Genomic DNA, 21,700 nt, shown 5'->3' with positions numbered 1-21,700 from the left:
TCCCCCTTATTTCTTTAGTCGGTTGCCGGGGAAGGTTAGAAACACACTCGTGCCTTTCCCTGGCGAACTGCTTAATTCCAAGGCCCCTCCATGTTTCTTCATAACACTGTAGCAGTAGGCGAGTCCGAGTCCAAAGTTGCTATGACTGCCGCTTTTGGTCGTATAAAACGGTTCTAATACTTGCTTTAGGACGGATTTCTCCATGCCTATTCCGCTATCTCTTATTTCCAAAATCATGTTCTTTTTAGCATGAAACGCTTTAATTGTAAGCTCGCCGCCTTTGGGCATAGCTTCTACCGCATTCATGAGTACATTGGTTAACGTTTCAGCAATTTGCATGGGATCTAATTGTAGAATTAAGTTCTCAGGTATGCTTTGGTTCACCTGAATTTTACTTAGGTAAGGTCCAAGAGGAAGAAGAACTTCATTGATAAGCTCCGACAAATTGGCTGAAGTTACACGAAGAGGGAGCTCCTGTGTTTGTTCGTGTACTCGGCTAATCATGTCACGGATATGCATGGAAGCCCCCATAACGACATCGATGTCCTGCTTAAGTTCTGATTGATTCGTTTCCTCGGCATGTTGCTTCATTTTCTCGAGGAACAAACGCATTTTCCCGACATCATTTTTAATCGAATGGTTTAAAATCGCGGTTCCCGATGTGATGGCGCGGAGCGTCGAGTCCAGCTTGCGACGTTCGATGAGCAGACGCATTCCGAGAAAGCCGTATTTGAAAAAAGTGAACACGAAAAAAGGCACAACGAAAGCAAGAATCCATACGTGATAGACCCACATACGGTAAAAACCGAAGCTTGGCATAACGTAATTAAGTATACCTACACAAAGGATAGGCGGAAGTAGGGCTAAGCAGGTAAACAAATGCGTTCGCTTCATAGCCGGAAGCCGTTCTGTTTTGATTACAATGAGTACAGCACCAATGAAAATATAAGGAACAGCCCAGGAGGCTACGATGGGAAAGGTAATGGGCATTTCCTCGGTATAACCGGGTGTGAACAGTATGCAGGCAATTGGAGGAATGAGTAGACCTATTGGTAACCACGTTTGAATAGCTGGCTTCTGCCAGGATGCGTTATATCTCAAAGAAAGCATGGCAAATGAATATGGCAAGCCATAGTAAGATATCAGTGAGCTAATGCCCATGACACGATAAAGTAGAGCACTAATGGATGGGTTGGGTACTGTTTGCTGGATATAGGGGATAAAGGTTTCAGACAAAACGGCAGCAAGGGCGCCGAAGCCACCGGTAAAAGCAATAGCGCTCATCCAGCGCATCGTACTGGATCGTGGATCAACCATGACAAGCCCCAACGCGATGATCCAGAGTGCAAATAGAACAAAAAGCATGTTTCCTCCGTCAAATGAATCAGATGTTTCTTCTATTGTGGCATGGAGCCAACATTTGCACAAGAGCATCCTTTCCTTCGTAAGTTGGCAGGAAATAGGCGATTTATTCTCGAATAAGTGGTTAAGAAGGGAGTGGAACCTTATCGAGGTAAAGAAGCGAAAGTCTTTATCCATTCTGACGATTGTGGGGAAAGTACTATTAACCCTCGTTTTTATTGTTGTGATTACCGTGCTGTTATCAGTTGCTGCTGCGGTTGTAGCGATTCTAAGGCATCCTGATCATGATATTAGTATGGCGGGAGTTGCTGGGGATCCATTCTTTATAAAGGCAGCCTTGTGGGCGCAAATTATCGGTTTTATTAGCGGGGTTGTTCTTTCGTATGCCATTTTCGAAAGACGTAAAGGCTGGACACTTGGACTTCAAGCTCACTTGCTTGGCAGAAGATTCGGTGAAGGCTTCGCTGCAGGCGCTTTACTTATTACGATCAGCAGTGCAGGGATATGGCTGCTGGGAGGGATTAAGATCGTGTCGTATCAATGGACTGGAACGCTCGGGCTCGAGCTGTCGTGGAGCTTTTTACTCTTCGTAGGGGTTGCTGTTAATGAAGAGTTATTCGCACGTGGCTATTTACAAGGACTGGTGAAGGAAAGGTTCGGCGCCATTTCTGGTATAACGGTTTCGACGGTTGTTTTTGCCTTTTTGCATACATTTAATCCAGGTATGTGGAGTTCGCCGCTTCCAATCATGAATTTACTACTTGCAGGCCTATTATTTGCCTTAAGTCGAGAGTACTCGGGCGGGTTGTGGATGCCGATAGGAATGCACTTATCTTGGAATTTTTTTCAGGGCTGTATCCTCGGATTTGAAGTATCTGGTACACCGATGCCGTCGCTCATTAAGACCGAGATACAGGGAGCTTCGCTTATTTCAGGAGCGGATTTTGGGGCTGAAGGCAGCTTGGTCACCACCTTAATCCTTATACTTGGAATTGTTTTGATATCTACATACTATCAAAAACGTGCTGGGAAAATGCAAATGAATTAAGCAATGCTTAAGAACACAAGAACGTTATGCTAATGCTTAAGAAGCAAAAATTGCTAATCCGGAATAATAAGGAGGATTCATTATGAGTCAGTACGAGATAATCAACAGCGAGTGGGACGGGGAGTCGACCCTGCGCCTAGTCGACCATGATGCCCAGGCCGAGGCCGAAATCATCCCGGCCGTCGGATTGCATCTGTTCCGCTTCGATGTGCGGAACCATGCCTACATCGCGAAGCCAGCCAGCTTGGCTGAGCTTCGCGTCAAGTCTTCGCGCTACGGCGTGCCCATTCTGTTCCCGCCGGGGCGCGTCAAGCTTGCGGCCTTCTCTTTCGAAGGCCACGAGTACAGGCTCCCCGTGAATCGGGAGCCGGACCACGCCCACGGCGAGCTGCGCGAGCGGCTGTGGAAGGTCGTAGCCAGCGGCGCGGATACCGCTGGCGGGGCCTATGTCTCCGCGGAGTTCGACTTCGCGGAGCATCCGGACATGCTGGCGTATCATCCACACGCCGCATGCTTTCGCTTCACGTACCGTCTGAAGGACGGTACGCTGTCGCTCAGCGGTGAAATCGCCAACCGCAGCGGCCAAACGATGCCGCTATCTCTTGGCTTTCACCCGTACTTCGCGTTCGCGAAAGGCGAAGCCAGCCGCGTGCGGGTCGTGATCCCCGCGGCGGCGGAGTGGCCGCTCAGCGCGGATGGCTACGCGGCGGCGGAGCCCGCGTCTTCGCCGCTCACTGCGGCGCTGCAACAAGGCACGCTCGTTACGGAGCTGCCGAATTACCCAGGCGGCTCGCAGATGCTCAGCATCGAGCCGGGCCCGCAAACTTGCGAGCTTCACTATGAAGCTCGGGGGACTAAGCTCGTGTACGATATGGGAGACAAGTTTCCCATTCATGTGTTATTCACAGCGCCGTGGGCGGAAGCTGTGTCGCTTGAACCTTATACAAGTATCATGAACGTGTTCAACGAGCCCTTTTCACCAGAAATTTCAGGTGCCCAAGGCTTAGCAGCGGGAGAGTCATTCAAATTCAATTGGACTATCCATATTGAACCATTGCAGTAACACTCAAAAAAGAGTCAAGGGAAGGTGCATCAGCCTTCATATTTGACTCTTTTACTTTTCCATTTCATGATGACTCACCAAGGCTCATAGCTCATACCAATAGATGAATAACCAGCGTAACTGTGCCGGTGCAGCTCCTGAATAAGACCTTCAATTTGCTTAGATTTGACAAGTGCACCTCCACGCGAGGTGTTGTAAGCGTTCAGTTCAACAGTGCCATCAAGTAAATGAAAGTGAGTTCCATCCTGGAGTGCAATGGCAGGCCCTGTCGTACCATAATAGGCATGATAATGGCCATATCGGATGCCGGATATGCCTGAGTATTGGTGTACGTGGTTGTCGTAAGCTGTACCGTTTACATTAAACGTATATAGTCGTAATAAATGATGATGGTTTAATTCTTCTGAAGTTATTATTTCAAAGAAATGAACATGAGCAGGCGGTATACGTGGGTGCATGAAAAACCCCCTCGGCTACAGGATATGCTTCATCCTATTCGAGGGGGGCTAGAGTCATGACTAGGGGAGCGGATAAAGGTTAGATTGGCCGATCTTCATCTTTTTATCATCATGAATACGCACTTCGACTTGATGAGATTTTCCGGCCTCTAAAGGTGGGTTATCCGACAGATCGACATAAAGCGTATCATCACCATCAAAATTGGATTTAAACGCTACTCCATCAATATAAACATTACAAGAAGAATAAAAGGGTTTACCAACAACCTGAAGTTTGTTTTCACTTCGATTCACTCTTGTTATAACGGGATCGCCGTACCCCAATGTATATCCAGGTTGTACAATCGAGTTTTTAATGCCCTTGGCTTCGTACCCATAACGGCCTCCGAATAAGTTGTCGTATTGAAGCTTCATGTAGCCAGAGAGATCGCTTTCTTTGATTTGATACTTGTCCCACATCTCATTTGGCGGAATGACAGGAATTTTTTGTGACAACGTGAAGAGATAGTCTGTGTAGTAACTACCTTGAACACCAGCCATTTGAAGAACCTTAGGTCCTAGAAAGGAAGGGCTCATTTTAAGATCCATTTTTTCTTGATCTGCAGGCAGGAAATTGTTCCAAATCAAGAAAGGTGTGTAATGTGTCTTTGTATACAAATCTGGATCATCAGGAAGGACATATTTAGCATCGCGGTAAACCTTATAGTTTTCCTCGAAAAAAGGTAAATGATCCCCGAAAAAGAGAATGATCGTTGGCTCAGATTTTTTTGAGTAATAGTCCACTAGAGACTGAAGCGCTTTGTCAGTACCCGAGATACCCTGTGCATATGTCTCTAAAATACCTTTGGATTCAGGTGTAATATCTCCTTTTACTTCAATCGTGTTTTTGATGAACTTCCCTGGTTTGAAGGGGTGATGATTCTCCATCGTGTTCGCGAAAATGAAATCAGGCCCCTGGCTTTTCTCCGTTTCCTCAATAATCTTCTTTACAACAGCTCGGTCCGCATAATTCGGGCCTTCAAAATCATTTGGGAAAAACTCACTAGCTATGAAACGTGAAAACCCAAAATGTTTATACACCTTTCTGCTATCGAAGAAATAGCTGAAGAACGGATTAATTGAGGTGGCGGTATAACCCTGCCTCGTTGTTATACTGGCTAAAGAGTCAACACCATGATTCATATACTCAATGTAAGGCAATATTTTATCCGGTGATTTCCCAAAGAATCGCATGGAATTACCCGATAAGACTTCAAATTCAACATTTGCGGTGCTGCCTCCGAATTGTGGAGATAACATCCAACCACTGGTATACGATTTCTGAAGTTGATGTAAATTCGGGATAGGATCTCGACTAAACGAGATATTTTTCATAATCGTTGGATCCCAGAAAGATTCTCCAAGCATCACAATGATGTTTGGTTTTTTATCACTTGCTGGTTTTTTCTCAGGAATCTGCTCCAGAATGGATGTGATTGCTTTTTTACTGTATCCCTCTGGTTTTGCGACCTTCAGAAAACCTAACATTTGTACAGAGGAATACAAGTATCCATTCTCGTCGTAGGTAATCGTTTGATCCCAAGGCACCGTATAAATGCCATATAAATTCATGAAACGAATAGGCTTGTCCGTATAAAGACTAGTCGCCATGATGATGGCAATAACGGCATAAATACTACGTTCAATCCAAGTGAATTGGATACGTCGATGCAGGAAAACCAAATGAAAAAATAATGCAATTATAACGAGGAAGATCACAACTGTACCCAGTATTCTAAAATTAAGATACCCTTGCAAAAATGCCTTGTACTCAACAATTTGATTATTAAATACAAGGTCCCATGGATAATAAGGCGCTCCAATGGCTTTTAATTTACTGCCGCTAATTGCACCTAGAGGAAGCAATATTACACAAAGCATCCAAAAGGATAACTGGCTTCGACCCGTTAATGCAATAAGGAACAAATACATCGTACCAACAACAAAGTAGGCAAGAAGCATCGAAAGTGGGTGAGACATGACCCATTTATGAAGTTCTTCATAGGAGCCTCTTTCTAAGTATTCAACCATGCCCATCAGTAGAAAAGGTAATACAATAATCAAAATGCGAGAGGGTACATGCTTAAGTGTTTGAAGTAAATTAGTCATTCGTTGAACTCCTGTTCTATATAAGCCATTTCCATTCGTCCATTATCTTATATTATCGAAAAAGATGAAAGATAGCCCTTGACAGTCCTAACTATAACATTTATTATTACAGTTAATTGTTATGAAAAATATTACAGTTAGTTGATTGTAATTGTTTTTTCCAGTCAATATAAGAAACTCTTATGATAAGATGGCTGGAGACATAGAAAATGGAGGTGGAAACCATGCAGCATGTTGCTACAGCAACAGACATGACACAAGAGAAGGTTATAGATGCCAAGAAGGCTGTGCCATGGATTATTTTTCTTATTTTTTTCGCGGTGTTGAATGAAACGGTTTTTAACGTTTCCACGCCAGCAATCGCCAAGCAATACGCGATTACCCCGACAGGTGTGAGTTGGGTACTCACAACGTTTATTATTTTCTTTGGGATAGGATCGGTTATTTATGGCCGCTTATCCGATATTTTCAGTTTGAAAAAACTAATTGTTGCAGGAATCGTCATCTATAGCATAGGTTCCGCTCTGGGCTTTCTTCTTCAAGCTTGGTATCCAGCCGTCATTTTTGCCCGCGCGGTTCAAGGTGCAGGTGCATCGGCTATTCCGGCATTAATCATGGTCGTGGTTGCTCGATACTTTTCTCCTTCGGATCGGGGCAAAATATTCGGAATTTTAACATCTACCGTATCATTTGCTATTGCAGTTGGCCCCGTTGTTGGCGGATTTGTCTCATCAACCTTGCATTGGACATATTTATTTATCATTCCACTATTTACACTGATTTCAATTCCTTTCTTCAGACAGATATTACCTGAGGAGAAGCGCAAAGAAGGCAGTGTCGACATTCTTGGTGCGGTCCTCGTTGCTTTTTCCGTGGCGGGTATCACGGTATATTTATCATTTCCCCATTGGTACTATTTGGCCGCGAGTGTGGTCTTATTCATTTGGTTCGTTGCTCATATTCGCCGAGCTAAAGAGCCTTTTATCGAGCCTGCCTTGTTCCGTAACAAGCTGCTGCGTGGCGGCTTGATCGTTGGTTTTCTCATTTTCTGTACAGTGATGGGTATTATGTTTGTTATTCCTTTGATGCTGGCGACAGTAAATGACTTGAGTACGAGTATGATCGGTCTCATTCTGTTCCCTGGTGCCATTTGCGCTGTTGTGTTCGGAACAATAGGCGGTAATTTAGCAGACAAGAAGGGAAATAACTTCGTTGTATACATTGGAATGGGGCTTTTGTTTGTAAGTCTCGCGGCTATTGCCCTCACGGTAGGTCATTCCCCTTGGCTCATTTCAGCAGCATTGCTTCCCACCTATGTTGGTTTTTCCTTTATTCAGACGGCTTTAGCTAACCGTGTTTCCTTGACGCTGGAAGTGCATGAGACGGGTGTAGGGATGGGATTGTTCAACCTCATTTCGTTTATCTCAGGTGCGGTAGGAACGGCACTTGTTGCCAAACTGTTAGATGGCGGCATGATGGAGTTTTACAAGAATCCGATTTTGAATACGATAAAAGCTGTGCCGTATAGCAATCTTCTTCTTATTTTTGCAGCTGTAGTGATTATTAGTGCATTATTTTACAAGCAAATATTTGGGAAAAAACTATACACAGCTTAATCCATTCGTGTTATAAAATAAAAAACCGACTACTTCTCAATAATGAGAGAGTCGGTTTTTGTTTGCTTTTAAGCCTCTTCTTCCGTTTGCTCCTCACTGATTTGCTGTAGGGCTTGCAGGAAGGTGGCTGAAGGTTGAGCGCCAGTAAGTGCATATTTACGATTGATTACGAAAAAGGGAACCCCCGAAACACCAGCTTGTCTGGCAAAATCAAGATCATCCTCGACCTGCTCTAACCCTTCCTTTGCACTTAAACGAGTGGAGGTTTGTTCCCGATTCATGCCGATTTTCTCAGCAAAATCAAGCAAAACATCCACATTCCCAATATCTTTTCCATCTTCAAAGTAAGCTTTAAACAAATCGTCAACAAGATCTTTTTTATGATCTTCCGGTGCGATAGCGATGAGCTGATGGGCCTTTAATGTATTTGGCATCTTCTCAACTTTGGAGAAATCGAAATGTAATCCTGATCCTTGACCAGCCTGCGTAACCTGCTGCAGCATGCCGCTCAGCTTCGCCTCGTCCGCTCGTACCTTTTGAAGCATAACATCACGGAAGGGTGATCCCTCAGTAGGTGTTGAAGGGTCGAGCTGGTAAGCACGATAGTGGACTTCAACAGGTTCCGATGTAAAATTGGCTAACGCATCAGTCAAATTCTTTTTGCCGATACGGCACCAAGGACAAACAATATCTTGAAATATTTCAATAATCATAGATTAGACTCCTTTAATAAAAAAATAGTAACTATATTTTTATTATAGCACACTAATTCATTTGCCTGAAACGTTCGGGTGTGAGTCCAACATGCTTGCGAAAACTCGCGACAAAGTGACTTGTATCTCGGAAACCTACCTGCTCAGCCACATCCTTGACGGTCTGCTGCTGCTGTTTCAATAGCATCTCCTTGGATTTGCGAAGACGTATCATAATTAAATAGGAATAAGGGGATAGCCCAAAGGCATGCTGAAACAGTGTATTCATGTGTCTAGGCATAATCTCTAGGATACCAGCCATTTCTTCAAGTCCGATATCAGGGTTATCGTAATGACTTTCAAGCCAAATTATTAAGGGCTGCAGCTGGACCATCTGATTGCGAATAGAGGCGCGGTTATTGATTTGTCCATGCTTTTTTAGCTGTATTAGAAAGTGATATAAATCCGCAGAGGCTTCGTACCCCGAATATTCGAGTGCTGCATCCATATTGGCTAAAATTCGTCCTATTTCCACTTGCAGCGGACCATCCTCATCCCAACGAAATATAGCAGACTCCATTAAATCAAATGAACGAAGAATGGCATCAGCACAAGTCCCTCCGAATGTGACATATTGCGTGCACCATTGTTCAGTTACAGCCCAATAAGAATGAGGGACATCCGGAAGCAGCAATACCCCAGAACCTTTTGTTAAACGGAATTTTTTTCCGTCCATAGTGAATTCCCCTTCACCTGAATAAGTTTGCAGCCAATGGAAACTAGGAAAACCCTCAGGTCTTAATAACTTTTCTTGATCCTCATGGTGACCAATGCTTTCAATAAATAATGGAAACGGTTGCGAAGTCGAAGGCATTAATTCATATCTTTTATGCATTTTTCACGATCCTGTTCCATTTTATTATATAAGGGTGTAAGCCGTACTAATCTGGCATGTTTTTAATGAATACGGTGGCTATTGTTACTGCGATCATTGTGCGGACGGCTTCCGAAATTGGCTCCAAGAGCGTTATACAACACTCGAGACATTGAATAAAGTGTGGAATACGGGTTTCTGGGGTCATACCTTCTATGATTGGGAAGAAATCGTTCCACCAAATGCTCTTTCCGAAGAATGGGGAGTAGATAATACTAACTTCCAAGGAATCTCGCTCGATTACCGCCGTTTTATGTCGAATAGTTTGCTTGACTGTTATAAACTAGAATATAACGCCATCAAAAAACATACACCTGACCTCCCCGTAACAACGAATTTAATGGGACTTTATAAAGAATTAGACTATTTCAAATGGGCTAAGCATTTAGATGTTGTCTCTTGGGATAATTACCCTTCTCTAAATACACCTATTAGTCTGACGGCCATGACACATGACCTTATGCGCGGCTTGAAGCAAGGACAGCCATTCATGCTTATGGAACAAACTCCTAGCCAACAGAACTGGCAGCCATATAATTCACTTAAACGTCCTGGTGTTATGAAGCTTTGGAGCTATCAGGCAGTGGCTCATGGTGGGGATACTGTGTTGTTTTTCCAGCTTCGACGATCAGTAGGTGCATGCGAAAAATATCACGGAGCTGTCATCGAGCACGTTGGACATGAACATACACGAGTGTTCCGCGAATGCGCGGAGCTAGGGTCTGAACTGCAAAAACTCTCCGACAGCCTACTGGATACTAGAATCAAAGCTCGGGTCGCTATCGTTTTCGATTGGGAGAATCGCTGGGCCATAGAACTGTCCAGTGGCCCAACCGTTGCCCTCAAATATGTAGATGAGGTCCACAAATATTATGACGCACTATTTAAGCAAAATATTCAAGCCGATCTAATAGGTACAGACACAGATCTATCAGACTATGATATCGTTATTGCGCCTGTGCTTTACATGGTGAAAAAAGGCTACGCGAAGAGGGTGGAGGACTTCGTCCGTTCAGGAGGAACCTTCCTGACGACATTCTTTAGCGGAATAGTAAATGAGAACGATATCGTCTCACTTGGCGGCTACCCTGGTGAATTGCGTGAGGTACTCGGAATATGGGCAGAAGAAATCGATGCGCTTTTCCCTGATCAAAGCAACCAAATCGTGCTAACAGAAACATGGGGAGCACTCAGCGGTGAGTACCAATGTGGACTTCTATGTGACTTAATCCATTCAGAAGGAGCCGAGATAAAAGCGGTCTATGGCAGCGATTTCTATCAAGGAATGCCAGCACTAACCGTAAATAAATTCGGGGCAGGTCAAGCTTGGTATGTAGCCACTAGTCCTGAGCCATCCTTTTTACAGGGCTTTTTAGCGAATTTGTGCAAAGAAAAAGGTATAACAGCACCAATTCCTCCTGTTCCTGGTGTTGAGATTTCACAAAGAACCAATGAGAATGAAACATATCTGTTTATCCTAAATCACAATGATCAACCCGTGAACGTAGTTTTAGGGTCCTTAAAGGGAACGGACTTAATAGTAGGTCAACCAGTAACCAATACCGTTACACTTTCAGCAAAAGGTGTTCTCATTCTATCAATAAGTTGATGATATTCTTCTATAAGTTTTCGGGAAATAACCTCAGTCTCAAGACAGAGGTTATTTTCATTTATGAAATTTTATATATAGCAGCAATGCAACATCGTCGATCTCGGCATAGACGCGACCAATTTTAGTAAAATCACCTTGAAAGGCAGGATAGCCAAATGGCAATAAATTATATATGTAGTTTTGGTACTTTCAGCTACTGTGAGGAAAAGTCAGCCCAGGCTACTCGTCAACAAAACGTAAATTCTGTGGTATCTACAATGAGTGAAAATGGCATATCCTTAAACGAAAAACCAATAGCTAATAACCAAAAGCTAACAACCAACAACCAACAACCAACAACCAACAGGCAACAAGTAACAACCAAAAGCCAAACCAACAGCCAACAGTCACTAACCAAGCACCAACCAAAAGTTAACTACCAACAACTAAAAGCCAAACTAAAAGCCAAACTAAAAGCCAAACCAACAGCCACCAACCACCAACCACCAACCAATACCAACAACCAACTACCGATAACCAACCAATAACCAACCAATAACCAACCAATAACCAACCAATAACCAACCAATAACCAACCAATAACCAACCAATAACCAACCAATACCAATCAATAACTAATAACCAATACCAATCAATAACTAATAACCAATACCAATCAATAACTAATAACCAATAACCATAACCAATAGCCAACAACCAACAATAACCAACTATAACTGATTATCAGATCTGATATCTGAGTACAATATCAAATTTAAAGTAATTCCTCCAATATGTATCCAACTACACCAACTACACCAACTTCAGCCGAATCATCCAACTCAACAGTCGGTTCAGCATTACTACCGTTACTACTAAAACAACCTGAATTAACAGAATACCAGTGTTATCAGAGCTAACGTGTTACCTCAGTTTCGACTGCTGCCAGAGTACTAGAGTTAGCAAAGTTATCAGAGCTAGTAGAATTATTAGAGTTATCGGGGCTATCAGCTTCCAGAATTACAGAGTTTTTTAAATGGTATTTTGTATATGTCTCAGAATTTCATTTCTACCAAGTTTGTATTGCTAGCTCAAATAGCCAGAAAGATATAACAGAATTCAACTCTTTAAAATGTGAGTTCTTTAATAAAAGAACTTCACAAGGGAACGTTTGTTTGGTATAATGAGAATAAGAACAAATGTTCTAAATTGGAGAAAGGGTGAGGATATGGAACTACAATTTACCGATGTGCAAACTCTTACGTTTCTAACAGAAGAGGAATGTGAGAATTTCTTAATGAAGTTGCGCTGGTCTAATGGGTTTTGTTGTCCTCGCTGTGATTATAATGAAGCTTTTAGAATCCGTACACGGAGATTATTAGAGTGCAAGGAATGCAGAACGCAGGTTTCTATAACTGCTGGGACGATTATGCATAAATCCAAGCTCTCACTACTCCATTGGTTCCGTGCCATTCAATTGCTATTGCAAGAAGGCAAAGAGTATACGGCGAGTTCTTTATCACATATCCTTGAAATTAATTATAGAAGCGCTCAATTGATGCTTCAGAAAATTCATTATGCAAATTTGGTTAAAGAAAATAGGCTTAATTTGTTTCAGAAAGTAAGAGAATCAGCCTCTGTTACTCCATCAGATAATGATCAGGAATTTAATGAAGAAACGCCTCAAACCGATTTAAACCAAAACTCCACTAACGAGTGGAATCTGCGCTCATACTTAGAATCCAAAATAAATAGACTCAATTCCAAATTGATGATACGGAGTAGTTTGCCTAAGAATCACCAAAGATATTTGAATAATAAGAATAGATCGGGGTTTACGTTTATTAGTTGGATCAAGACGTTTACATCGATCTATTTATATCCTACTTTTCTTAAGTGTTTTCAACTCTCAGCTTAGCACGAAGGCTTGAATTGACTCTGTCCTTTTTTTCAGGCATGATGGATGTGCATCATATTTTGAAAAACAATGGAGTAGGGAGAGAGACTCGGTTGAAAAAGACTTTACAAGTACCTATTCATTTCTATCGGAAGTTTATTTCTCCGTTGAAGCCGCCTACTTGCCGATTCTATCCCACTTGTTCGCAATATGCATTAGAAGCAATTGAAGTTCACGGTGCGTTGAAGGGATCATGGTTAACGGTGAAACGGATTTGTAAATGCCATCCTTTTCATCCGGGTGGTGTTGATCATGTGCCGGCACGAGCGGAAAATTTATCTCATAACGATCAGTCTGCTTGACAGGCAGCTCATTTTTTCGATATATTTGCCTTAAGTTGTATATATATGGTTTCGATGAACGGATAAGTACAAACGGATGCCTATAAACAGAGAGCCGGGTTAGGTGAAAGCCGGTATAGGAGTAGGTTTGGAATATGGTCCCGGAGAATAGGCCTTCGAGCTACCTAGTTTGCATTTGTGAAGCAAATGTCAAAATGGGAGTAAGCTAGCCTCGTGTCCCAGCGTTAATGGGCAAGTCGTAATCGACTTACTGAGCCCCGAGCTTGTGAAAGGCGGGGGAACCTGGGTGGTACCGCGTGAGTTCAACTCTCGTCCCAAGATGGATGAGGGTTTTTTGTGTTTTCTACTATTTGCTAGGAGGAACGAATGATGTCAACGCAATCGAAAACATTTTACATTACAACACCAATTTATTACCCGAGTGGTAAGCTGCATATTGGTCACGCTTATTCTACCGTAGCCGGTGACGCTATGGCTCGTTACAAGCGACTGCGCGGCTTTGATGTCAGGTATTTAACAGGAACGGATGAACATGGTCAGAAGATTGAGCGCAAGGCTCAGGAGAAAGGGACGACGCCTCAGCAATTTGTAGATCATATTGTTTCAGGAATCAAAGAGCTTTGGGCGAAGCTGGATATTTCATATGATGATTTTATTCGAACAACCGAAGATCGTCATAAAGATGCTGTTGGTAAGATTTTTCAACGATTACTGGATCAAGGGGATATCTATTTAGGCGAGTATGAGGGCTGGTACTGTATTCCGGATGAATCTTTTTTCCCGGAAAGCAAGCTCGTAGATGGGAAATGTCCAGATTGTGGGCGACCTGTAGAGAAAATGAAGGAGCAAACTTATTTCTTCCGGATGAGTAAGTACGCCGATCGCTTGGTGCAGTATTACGAAGATAATCCAGATTTCATCCACCCAGAATCTCGTAAAAATGAAATGCTGAATAACTTCATTAAACCAGGTCTTGAGGATTTGGCTGTATCCAGAACGACGTTTGACTGGGGAATCAAAGTTCCAGGGGATCCGAAACATGTCATTTATGTCTGGATCGATGCGCTTTCCAACTACATTACTGCACTTGGCTATGGTTCTGAAGATGAAAGTAACTTCAAGAAATATTGGCCTGCGGATGTTCATTTAATGAGTAAGGAGATTGTTCGATTCCACACGATTTATTGGCCGATTATGTTGATGGCTCTTGAATTACCTTTGCCGAAAAAGGTGTTTGCGCACGGCTGGCTGCTCATGAAGGACGGCAAAATGTCGAAGTCCAAAGGGAATGTTGTTGATCCGGTTACGTTAATCGACCGTTATGGATTAGATGCGCTGCGTTACTATCTCATGCGTGAAGTGCCTTTCGGGGCGGATGGAACATTTACGCCGGAAAGTTTTGTTGAGCGAGTCAATCATGACCTCGCCAATGATCTCGGGAATCTATTGAACCGTACGATCGTGATGATCGATAAGTACTTTGCCGGAAAGATTCCCGCATATGTTGCGGGGGCTACCGAATTTGACGAAAGTCTCTTGGAGACTGTTCGTTCTACGGTAGCGAAGTACGAGGAAGCAATGGAAAAGATGGAATTTTCCATTGCGCTTTCAGCTGTGTGGCAGCTTATCAGCCGCACGAATAAATATATCGACGAGACGCAGCCTTGGTCGATGGTGAAGGATGAAGCCAAGCGCGAGACACTTGGCTCCGTAATGTATGTGCTGGCAGAATCCCAGCGCATTTCATCCGTGTTGTTGCGTCCGTTTTTGACTAAGACGCCGCAACTGATTTGGCAGCAGCTGGGCTTAGCTGCCGAGGACCTGCCGCGTTTGACGGCGTGGGAGAGCGTGCAAACCTTCGGGCATCTCCCTGATGGCACAAAGGTGCAGAAGGGAGAGCCTATGTTCCCTCGACTGGACGTGGAGGCAGAAGTCGGCTACATCGTCGAGGCCATGGGAGGCGGCGCTGCATCTAGCGCCGACGAAGCGACAGCGGCTGCACCTGCAGTTGCTGCCAACACAGTGCCCGCGCCAGAGGCTAAGGAAGAAATCGCGATTGACGATTTCGCCAAGGTGGAGCTCCGCGTAGCTCAGGTGTTATCGGCGGAGCCTGTGAAAGGCGCCGATAAGCTTCTCAAGCTGCAGCTCGACCTCGGATACGAGCAGCGCCAGGTTGTATCAGGCATCGCGAAGTTTTACTCGCCCGAAGAGCTTACTGGACGCAAAGTGATTTGCGTCACGAATTTAAAGCCCGTCAAGCTGCGCGGCGAGCTGTCACAAGGTATGATTCTCGCTGCTTCACATGGCGACCAGCTTACTCTTGCTACAGTCCCTGATTCGATGCCTAATGGAGCAATTGTGAAATAATAGGAGCCAAAACGAACAAACACCTCATCCCTTATTTTTCCGGTATGGGGTGTTTGTGTTAGTATGGGTGTTTTTAATGTGACTGGGGCATGATAAAGGAAACTAACCACGGAGTGAGGCATATGAGTGTTCGGTTTCTTGTGAAATTAATGGGTGTTTCAGGAATGGTTATTCTTATATCGGCTTGTTCGATTTTCGGTGGCGACTCAAGTAAGAAGAAGGAGGATGCCAAAAAGGATCAATCGAAATCTAAAACACAGAGTACGAAGGGGAAAGAAAGTGTTATTGATCAAGAGTTGAAAAAGCAATACCAGATTTACAATGAGATTCTTCAATACAAGATTGATCAGGATACCAAGCTTATTAAACAATCAGAAGAACGTTATAAGAAGTTAAAAGAGGAAAGTAATAAACCATCTGATTCTAAGAGAAGTGGGGATACAAGTAAAAAGGATTCAGGTGGGTCGAAGGAGGGAGATTCAGGTAGTTCGAACAAGACAGATGGTGGTGGAGGTCAAACGAAATAACAAAAGCAAACCAGTTACTTGCAACAGATAGGGCCATGCTGTGAATTTGACAGCTGGCTTTTTTGTTTTTTGCGCTTCGATGTATTGACTTCAATTAAGGGGACTCGTATAATCAATTCGTTAATAAAAATTATTACGATTTAGAAAATGGGTGGGTTGATTATGATGATAAGAAATAATAGAGTTCTTTACATAGTCTTGTTGGCTATTTTAACTATTTACATGGCTGGTTGTGGAAGTATTGCTAGTTCGAAAGCTAAGATGGTTCAAGGCAAAGTCAATGTAGTGACCAGTTTTTATCCCCTTTATGAATTTACTCGCAATATTGGCGGGGAGTATGTGAATGCGATCAATTTGGTTCCAGCTGGCGTAGAACCGCATGACTGGTCGCCAAAGAGCAGAGACATCAAAAATATGACACAAGCCCAAATTTTTGTGTATCAAGGAGCAGGGTTTGAAGGTTGGGTAGAGGACTTCCTCGGTAGTTTGTCAGCAGACTCGACTTTAAAGGTTGTTGAGGCCAGTAAAGGGGCAGATTTAATAAAAACGACGGAAAATAAAGAGGAATATGACCCTCATGCTTGGTTAAGTCCGTTAAACGCTATGAAAATGGCTAATAATATTAAAATAGCTCTGATTGAAGCGGATCCTGCTCACAAGGATGTTTTTGAGCAAAATTATACGAAATATGCAGCGAAATTGACCGATTTGGATGCGCGGTACAAAAAGGAAATTGGTGGTACTTCGAAGAAAGAAATTGCGGTTTCTCATCACGCTTTTGCTTATTTATGTAGGGATTATGGCTTAACACAAATGTCCATAATGGGATTATCACCGGATGCGGAGCCGACGGCTCAGGATTTGAAGAAAATGAATGAGTTTTTGAAAGAACATGGTTTGAAATATATTTTCTTTGAAGAACTGGTATCAGATAAATTAGCCAAAACGTTAGCTAAAGATGCTAAAGTGGACACAATGGTACTTAACCCGATTGAGGGATTAACGGATGAACAGATGAAGTCAGGCAAAGATTATATCTCGATCATGGACGAAAATTTGAAAAACTTAGTAATTGCCTTACAATAAGGTAAGAGTAATTCCATTCTTTAGTGAGTCAGGAGTAAGAAGATGGAGAATAACAGTAAAAACTTTTGCCATCGGAGCATAGTATCTATTGATGACCTTTCATTCTCTTATGATAATAAGAAAGTGATAGATAAACTTCATTTCGATGTTCTTGAACGTGATTTTGTGGGTGTCATTGGTTCCAATGGTGCTGGAAAAACTACACTGCTTAAAATGCTTGTCGGTCTGTTGAAACCAACAGTTGGGGAGATCAGGCTGTTTGATCGCCCGCTGAGCCAATTCAAAGATTGGGAACGTATCGGTTATGTACCTCAAAAAAATGCGTTCAATCCCTTATTCCCAGCTACAGTCAGGGAAATTGTTTTATCTGGCATGTACAGCAAGAAGCGGGTTTATCGTCGGTTGACCAAAGCTGACCTTCAAAAGGCCGAAGATGCGATGCTTGCAATGCGCATCGAGGATTTGGCTGACCGACGCATTGGTCAGCTATCGGGCGGGCAACAGCAGCGTGCTTTCCTTGCACGCGCGATCGTAAACAACCCTGAGCTGCTCATTCTCGATGAGCCGACGGTTGGCATCGATGCTGAAACGCAGGTCGGATTTTTTCGAATGATCCGACACATGCACCAGCATCATCATATGACCTTCATCATGGTATCCCATGATATGGACATGATGCAGTCATATCTAGGGACAGAGCCGCAGAAGGTAAGTGGCGGCATTAAGTTTTATGTAAAGCATACCCATGATCCGGAGGATTGCCGTGAGACGAATTTGACACACTCAATCGGCCAGATTCGTGAGATGATCGGAGTTCAATAAAGAGGAGAGACTTTGTTCTCCAAACAAAGATCCCTATATAGGAGCGGGCATTTTGGACATATTTACGGAATACTTTTTTCAACGTGCATTAATTGGTGGCATTCTGATTGGGCTTACAGCGCCTTTAATGGGCGTTTTTCTTGTCCTTCGACGGTTATCCATGATTGGGGATACTCTTGCGCATGTTTCAATTGCAGGTGTTGCTCTTGGATTTCTCATTAACGTGTATCCTTTGGGGGTTGGCCTCGTGTTCGCTTTGCTTGCATCGTTTGCCATTGAACGTTTGCGCAAAGCCTACAAGACTTACGCTGAGCTTTCCATAGCTATTATCATGTCAGGCGGGGTTGCACTGGCGACTCTACTTTTTACCATTGGTAAAGGCTTTAATATGAACGTAATGAGTTATTTGTTCGGTAGTATTTACACATTGGATTCAACCGATTTATGGGTTGTTTTTGGTGTTTGTGTACTCGTAGTAGGTGTAATCGCGGCCCATTTCAAAGAGTTCTTTCTTATGTTCTTTGATGAAGATGCTGCGAGTGTAAGTGGACTTCCGCTTAAATATTATAATATGATGATTACAATGCTAACGGCTCTTGTGATATCAGTCGCTATCAAAATTGTCGGAGCACTGCTAGTATCCTCGTTATTAACGATACCAGTAGCGTGCAGTTTATTGATCGCTCGGAGCTTTAAGCACTCCGTCTTTTTAGCGATACTTTTTTCTGAAATTGCAGTTGTCATTGGTCTTGTCGTTGCGGGTGTGTGGGATCTTGCTCCGGGTGGAACGGTTGTACTCACTCTCATAGCGATATTGATCGGGATCATTTTGAAAAGAGGATTGAGGATTTAATATGGATTCTGTTAATTTGTGGATTGCTTTATGGGCGGGAATTGCTTCCTTCATATCACCTTGTTGTTTGCCCTTATATCCTTCTTATCTCTCCTACATAACGGGAATTTCAGTTAGCGAATTGAAATCAGGGGAATCATCTTCGGCAGTTCGACGTCAAACGATGCTTCATACGTTAAGTTTTATCGTTGGGTTTTCGATCATTTTTTATGCGTTAGGCTTAACAGCGGGATTCTTAGGCAATTTTTTCATCGATTATCGTGATTTGCTTCGACAAATAGCAGCTTTATTAATTTTCATCATGGGATTGTTCTTGCTTGGCATTTTCCAGCCTCAATGGTTAATGAAGGAACGTAAATTCAATATCAAATTTCGTCCTGCCGGGTATATTGGTTCCGTTCTTGTTGGAATGGGGTTTGCAGCAGGGTGGTCCCCTTGTGTTGGACCGATTCTGTCAGCCATCCTTGCGTTGGCTACAACGGAACCTGGTACATGGTTTCAATTAACGACTGCCTATTCGCTAGGTTTTGCGATTCCATTTTTTGTACTATCTTTTTTTATCGGATCTACGAAATGGATACTACGCTATTCAAGCCTGATTATGAAAATAGGAGGGGGCTTGATGATCGTCATTGCGGTTCTGCTCTATACAGGCAAAATGACGCAAATCACGCTTTGGTTAAACTCTATAACCCCCGATTGGTTAAAGTTCTAGTTACGTGAAATATTCGATCTTCGCATCAGGGAATTTATCAAAGATTTGCTCTGTGATAAATTCCCTAAATGCGTTTGCTTGTTCATCTTTGTAGACATATTTCCCTTTCCCGTATTTGCCCCATTTGTACTTTCGTTTTTCTTCGTCCATTTCTAGTTTCGTTTTTGGGTATCTTTTTTCGATGATATTTTTTGCTGTTCTCGTGAAAACGATGCTGTATCATTTCAAAGGTTAAATCTTTCGTCGCATCAACAGGGAGTTCTTTATAAGACGTTCAAGCAAAGTACTATAACCTTCTTCCCATCCTTCATGCCAAATGATTGGCGCAATAATAAAGCCTAGCGGATAGCCTGCATGGGCTACTTTGCCTGCGGCTTCGATTCGTTCCTGGAACTTGGAAGTGCCAGGTTCGAAGTTTTTAATGACGTAGTCTACATTCACACTTAAAACACAGCAGTGCTTGGCTCGGGTCTGGAGAGCAATTCAGTAGACATGATAAGCTCCTTTCACTAATATCTGATCGTTTCTTTGTTGTACATTAGTGTGTCATCGTCATAACTTGATGAACCATGGGATATTTGACCGCATCTGGGTTGATGCATTATGATAGTTAAGCAGTAGGCAGGAAATAAAGGAAAAGCAGGGGGAAATAAAGCAATGGCAACGCCAAGCATGGAAGACTATTTGGAGAGAATATATAAGCTTATTGACGAGAAAGGTTACGCTCGTGTCTCCGACATTGCTGAAGGGCTTGAGGTGCACCCCTCTTCTGTAACTAAAATGATTCAAAAACTGGATAAAGATAATTACTTGATCTATGAAAAATATCGCGGACTCATGTTAACTCCCAAAGGGAAGAAAATGGGGAAGCGTTTAGTGGAGCGTCATCAACTTCTAGAAAATTTCTTAACGACTATTGGTGTCCAAGAGGACAATATATATAAGGATGTTGAAGGAATTGAGCATCATTTAAGCTGGGATTCCATTACTTGTATTGAAACGTTATTAGAATATTTTCGAAGAGAACCGAATCGGATGGATGATCTAATGAATGTTCGTAAAGATTTAGAAGCTGAAAGCTAGGCAGAGACCGCTATTTGCGGTGCTCTGTCTTTTTTTTGGGTATATAAACATCCTGCCTCCGCATACATAACAATGGAAGCCCTATAGTCGATCTACTAGGAGGGGTGTCGATTTGAAGATCAACGGAGTGTTTGAAGGCGGAGGCGTAAAGGGGATTGCACTGGCTGGTGGTGTAAGCGCGGCGATGAAGCAGGGGCATGTCTTCAATGAAGTCGCAGGTACAAGCTCAGGGGCTATCGTAGCGGCTCTTTTGGCTGCAGGTTATACAGGAGAAGACATGAAAGAAATGATCCTGAGAGCACCTTTCAGGTCGTTTATGCAGCGTTCACCTATTTTTAATACGAAAATTATTGGTCCGGCCGCGCGGCTGTTCATCAAAAAAGGCTTGTACTCCGGAGCAGCGTTAGAGGATTGGGTTGGTCAACAATTGGCAGCCAAAGGAATCCGTACATTTGGTGACTTGAGACACAATCAGCTGCGCGTTATTGCATCCGATATTACGCAAGGTAAGCTTTTGATTTTACCTGATGATATTGCACAATATGGGATCGATCCACGTAAATTCTCTATCGCCAAAGCCGTTCGGATGAGCACTAGCATTCCTTATTTCTTCGATCCTGTCATGATTCGGCGCAAAATAAAAAGCTCTGCAAAGGCAGCGCCTTTCGCAGAGCAATTTTATTATATTGTAGATGGCGGCTTGTTAAGCAACTATCCACTTTGGGTGTTCGACCAGGAAACGGATCGTGAGGATATCATTCCTGTTATTGGTTTCCAATTAGTCGGTAAAAGCGATATGCCCACTCGTAAAATTAAAGGACCGATAACCATGCTGGAAGCGTTATTTGGAACGATGCTGAGCGCTCATGATGAGCGTTACATCGAGCAAAAGAACCGGTTCCGTACAGTCAAAATACCTACGTTAGGTGTGGGAAATACGCAATTTAACTTATCAAAGGAACTCAGTATGTCGTTATACGATTCAGGCTTTAAAGCTTCCAATGACTACTTTAACAATTGGTCCGCTGAAACATATGAACAGAATTATGAGAAGTTAGTATTGCGGCGCCAATAAC

The 21,700-nt window shown here is 43.0% G+C and carries 19 protein-coding genes and 2 pseudogenes; 14 read left to right on the top strand and 7 right to left on the bottom strand.

The window, feature by feature from the left end; translation table 11 throughout:
* Positions 1-6 precede the first annotated feature (6 nt).
* Positions 7-1,365 carry a sensor histidine kinase gene (locus GC098_RS12815; RefSeq protein WP_171643528.1) on the bottom strand — a complete coding sequence of 453 codons (1,359 nt, stop codon included), beginning with the start codon at positions 1,363-1,365 and terminating at the stop codon, positions 7-9.
* Positions 1,366-1,420: 55 nt separating this feature from the next.
* On the opposite strand from GC098_RS12815, the gene GC098_RS12810 reads away from it, so the two are divergent.
* A complete protein-coding gene (locus GC098_RS12810; protein ID WP_171643527.1) occupies positions 1,421-2,410 on the top strand; it encodes a CPBP family intramembrane glutamic endopeptidase in 990 nt (329 codons plus the stop codon).
* Between the two features lie 82 nt (positions 2,411-2,492).
* Positions 2,493-3,473, top strand: a complete 981-nt coding sequence (locus GC098_RS12805) for an aldose 1-epimerase (RefSeq protein WP_171643526.1) — start codon at positions 2,493-2,495, stop codon at positions 3,471-3,473.
* 74 nt (positions 3,474-3,547) lie between these two features.
* On the opposite strand, the gene GC098_RS12800 is transcribed toward GC098_RS12805, so the two are convergent.
* Both GC098_RS12800 and GC098_RS12795 read right to left on the bottom strand, forming a co-directional pair.
* Positions 3,548-3,931: a YmaF family protein gene (locus tag GC098_RS12800; RefSeq protein ID WP_171643525.1), complete on the bottom strand. Its 384-nt coding sequence runs from the start codon at positions 3,929-3,931 to the stop codon at positions 3,548-3,550.
* A gap of 60 nt (positions 3,932-3,991) precedes the next feature.
* On the bottom strand, positions 3,992-6,079 hold the full coding sequence (locus GC098_RS12795; protein WP_171643524.1) for an LTA synthase family protein: 2,088 nt from the start codon (positions 6,077-6,079) through the stop codon (positions 3,992-3,994).
* Between the two features lie 224 nt (positions 6,080-6,303).
* Here GC098_RS12795 and GC098_RS12790 point away from each other — a divergent pair, with 224 nt between their 5' ends.
* Positions 6,304-7,695, top strand: coding sequence for an MFS transporter (locus GC098_RS12790; RefSeq protein WP_246358571.1), 1,392 nt, complete (start codon positions 6,304-6,306; stop codon positions 7,693-7,695).
* A gap of 68 nt (positions 7,696-7,763) precedes the next feature.
* Here GC098_RS12790 and GC098_RS12785 read toward each other — a convergent pair whose 3' ends face one another.
* A complete protein-coding gene (locus GC098_RS12785; RefSeq protein WP_171643523.1) occupies positions 7,764-8,408 on the bottom strand; it encodes a DsbA family oxidoreductase in 645 nt (214 codons plus the stop codon).
* A gap of 52 nt (positions 8,409-8,460) precedes the next feature.
* Positions 8,461-9,261 (bottom strand): helix-turn-helix transcriptional regulator, encoded by an 801-nt coding sequence (locus tag GC098_RS12780; protein ID WP_246358578.1) that lies wholly within the window; start codon positions 9,259-9,261, stop codon positions 8,461-8,463.
* 61 nt (positions 9,262-9,322) lie between these two features.
* On the opposite strand from GC098_RS12780, the pseudogene GC098_RS12775 reads away from it, so the two are divergent.
* A pseudogene (locus GC098_RS12775) lies at positions 9,323-10,930 on the top strand (beta-galactosidase); the annotation flags it as partial.
* A 414-nt stretch (positions 10,931-11,344) separates the two neighbouring features.
* Here GC098_RS12775 and GC098_RS12770 read toward each other — a convergent pair.
* A complete protein-coding gene (locus tag GC098_RS12770; protein ID WP_216625250.1) occupies positions 11,345-11,626 on the bottom strand; it encodes a hypothetical protein in 282 nt (93 codons plus the stop codon).
* Between the two features lie 469 nt (positions 11,627-12,095).
* On the opposite strand from GC098_RS12770, the gene GC098_RS41555 reads away from it, so the two are divergent.
* From GC098_RS41555 to GC098_RS12730, 8 genes are all read left to right on the top strand, one after another.
* Complete coding sequence (locus GC098_RS41555; protein ID WP_376773863.1) at positions 12,096-12,830, top strand: transposase; 735 nt, start codon at positions 12,096-12,098, stop codon at positions 12,828-12,830.
* A 92-nt stretch (positions 12,831-12,922) separates the two neighbouring features.
* On the top strand, positions 12,923-13,171 hold the full coding sequence (gene yidD, locus GC098_RS12760) for a membrane protein insertion efficiency factor YidD (RefSeq protein ID WP_171692470.1): 249 nt from the start codon (positions 12,923-12,925) through the stop codon (positions 13,169-13,171).
* 369 nt (positions 13,172-13,540) lie between these two features.
* On the top strand, positions 13,541-15,538 hold the full coding sequence (gene metG, locus GC098_RS12755; RefSeq protein WP_171643519.1) for a methionine--tRNA ligase: 1,998 nt from the start codon (positions 13,541-13,543) through the stop codon (positions 15,536-15,538).
* A 122-nt stretch (positions 15,539-15,660) separates the two neighbouring features.
* Positions 15,661-16,065, top strand: a complete 405-nt coding sequence (locus tag GC098_RS12750) for a hypothetical protein (RefSeq protein ID WP_171643518.1) — start codon at positions 15,661-15,663, stop codon at positions 16,063-16,065.
* A gap of 162 nt (positions 16,066-16,227) precedes the next feature.
* Positions 16,228-17,151: a metal ABC transporter substrate-binding protein gene (locus tag GC098_RS12745; protein ID WP_171643517.1), complete on the top strand. Its 924-nt coding sequence runs from the start codon at positions 16,228-16,230 to the stop codon at positions 17,149-17,151.
* 42 nt (positions 17,152-17,193) lie between these two features.
* A complete protein-coding gene (locus GC098_RS12740) occupies positions 17,194-17,973 on the top strand; it encodes a metal ABC transporter ATP-binding protein (RefSeq protein ID WP_171643516.1) in 780 nt (259 codons plus the stop codon).
* Positions 17,974-18,025: 52 nt separating this feature from the next.
* Positions 18,026-18,826, top strand: coding sequence for a metal ABC transporter permease (locus tag GC098_RS12735; protein ID WP_171643515.1), 801 nt, complete (start codon positions 18,026-18,028; stop codon positions 18,824-18,826).
* Position 18,827: 1 nt separating this feature from the next.
* Entirely contained in the window at positions 18,828-19,541 is a 714-nt protein-coding gene (locus GC098_RS12730; RefSeq protein WP_171643514.1) for a cytochrome c biogenesis CcdA family protein, read from the top strand.
* Here GC098_RS12730 and GC098_RS12725 read toward each other — a convergent pair.
* Positions 19,542-19,985: pseudogene (locus GC098_RS12725) on the bottom strand (spore photoproduct lyase family protein); the annotation flags it as partial.
* Between the two features lie 213 nt (positions 19,986-20,198).
* Between GC098_RS12725 and mntR the strand changes: the two are divergent.
* On the top strand, positions 20,199-20,624 hold the full coding sequence (mntR, locus tag GC098_RS12720; protein WP_047673922.1) for a transcriptional regulator MntR: 426 nt from the start codon (positions 20,199-20,201) through the stop codon (positions 20,622-20,624).
* A gap of 112 nt (positions 20,625-20,736) precedes the next feature.
* A complete protein-coding gene (locus GC098_RS12715) occupies positions 20,737-21,699 on the top strand; it encodes a patatin-like phospholipase family protein (protein ID WP_171643513.1) in 963 nt (320 codons plus the stop codon).
* Position 21,700: the final 1 nt, after the last annotated feature.

The sequence above is a fragment of the Paenibacillus phytorum genome, assembly GCF_013141715.1.
Classification (GTDB): domain Bacteria; phylum Bacillota; class Bacilli; order Paenibacillales; family NBRC-103111; genus Paenibacillus_E; species Paenibacillus_E phytorum.
Note: the sequence above shows the minus strand (reverse complement) of the source record. Positions and strands in the feature narration are given on the sequence as shown.

Coding starts and splice junctions, on each gene's coding strand:
- GC098_RS12815 (WP_171643528.1), bottom strand. CDS start 1,365: ATGCTTTTTGTTCTATTTGCACTCTGGATCATCGCGTTGGGGCTTGTC.
- GC098_RS12805 (WP_171643526.1), top strand. CDS start 2,493: ATGAGTCAGTACGAGATAATCAACAGCGAGTGGGACGGGGAGTCGACC.
- GC098_RS12800 (WP_171643525.1), bottom strand. CDS start 3,931: ATGCACCCACGTATACCGCCTGCTCATGTTCATTTCTTTGAAATAATA.
- GC098_RS12795 (WP_171643524.1), bottom strand. CDS start 6,079: ATGACTAATTTACTTCAAACACTTAAGCATGTACCCTCTCGCATTTTG.
- GC098_RS12790 (WP_246358571.1), top strand. CDS start 6,304: ATGCAGCATGTTGCTACAGCAACAGACATGACACAAGAGAAGGTTATA.
- GC098_RS12785 (WP_171643523.1), bottom strand. CDS start 8,408: ATGATTATTGAAATATTTCAAGATATTGTTTGTCCTTGGTGCCGTATC.
- GC098_RS12780 (WP_246358578.1), bottom strand. CDS start 9,261: ATGCCTTCGACTTCGCAACCGTTTCCATTATTTATTGAAAGCATTGGT.
- GC098_RS41555 (WP_376773863.1), top strand. CDS start 12,096: ATGAGAATAAGAACAAATGTTCTAAATTGGAGAAAGGGTGAGGATATG.
- metG (WP_171643519.1), top strand. CDS start 13,541: ATGTCAACGCAATCGAAAACATTTTACATTACAACACCAATTTATTAC.
- GC098_RS12750 (WP_171643518.1), top strand. CDS start 15,661: ATGAGTGTTCGGTTTCTTGTGAAATTAATGGGTGTTTCAGGAATGGTT.
- GC098_RS12745 (WP_171643517.1), top strand. CDS start 16,228: ATGATGATAAGAAATAATAGAGTTCTTTACATAGTCTTGTTGGCTATT.
- GC098_RS12740 (WP_171643516.1), top strand. CDS start 17,194: ATGGAGAATAACAGTAAAAACTTTTGCCATCGGAGCATAGTATCTATT.
- GC098_RS12730 (WP_171643514.1), top strand. CDS start 18,828: ATGGATTCTGTTAATTTGTGGATTGCTTTATGGGCGGGAATTGCTTCC.
- mntR (WP_047673922.1), top strand. CDS start 20,199: ATGGCAACGCCAAGCATGGAAGACTATTTGGAGAGAATATATAAGCTT.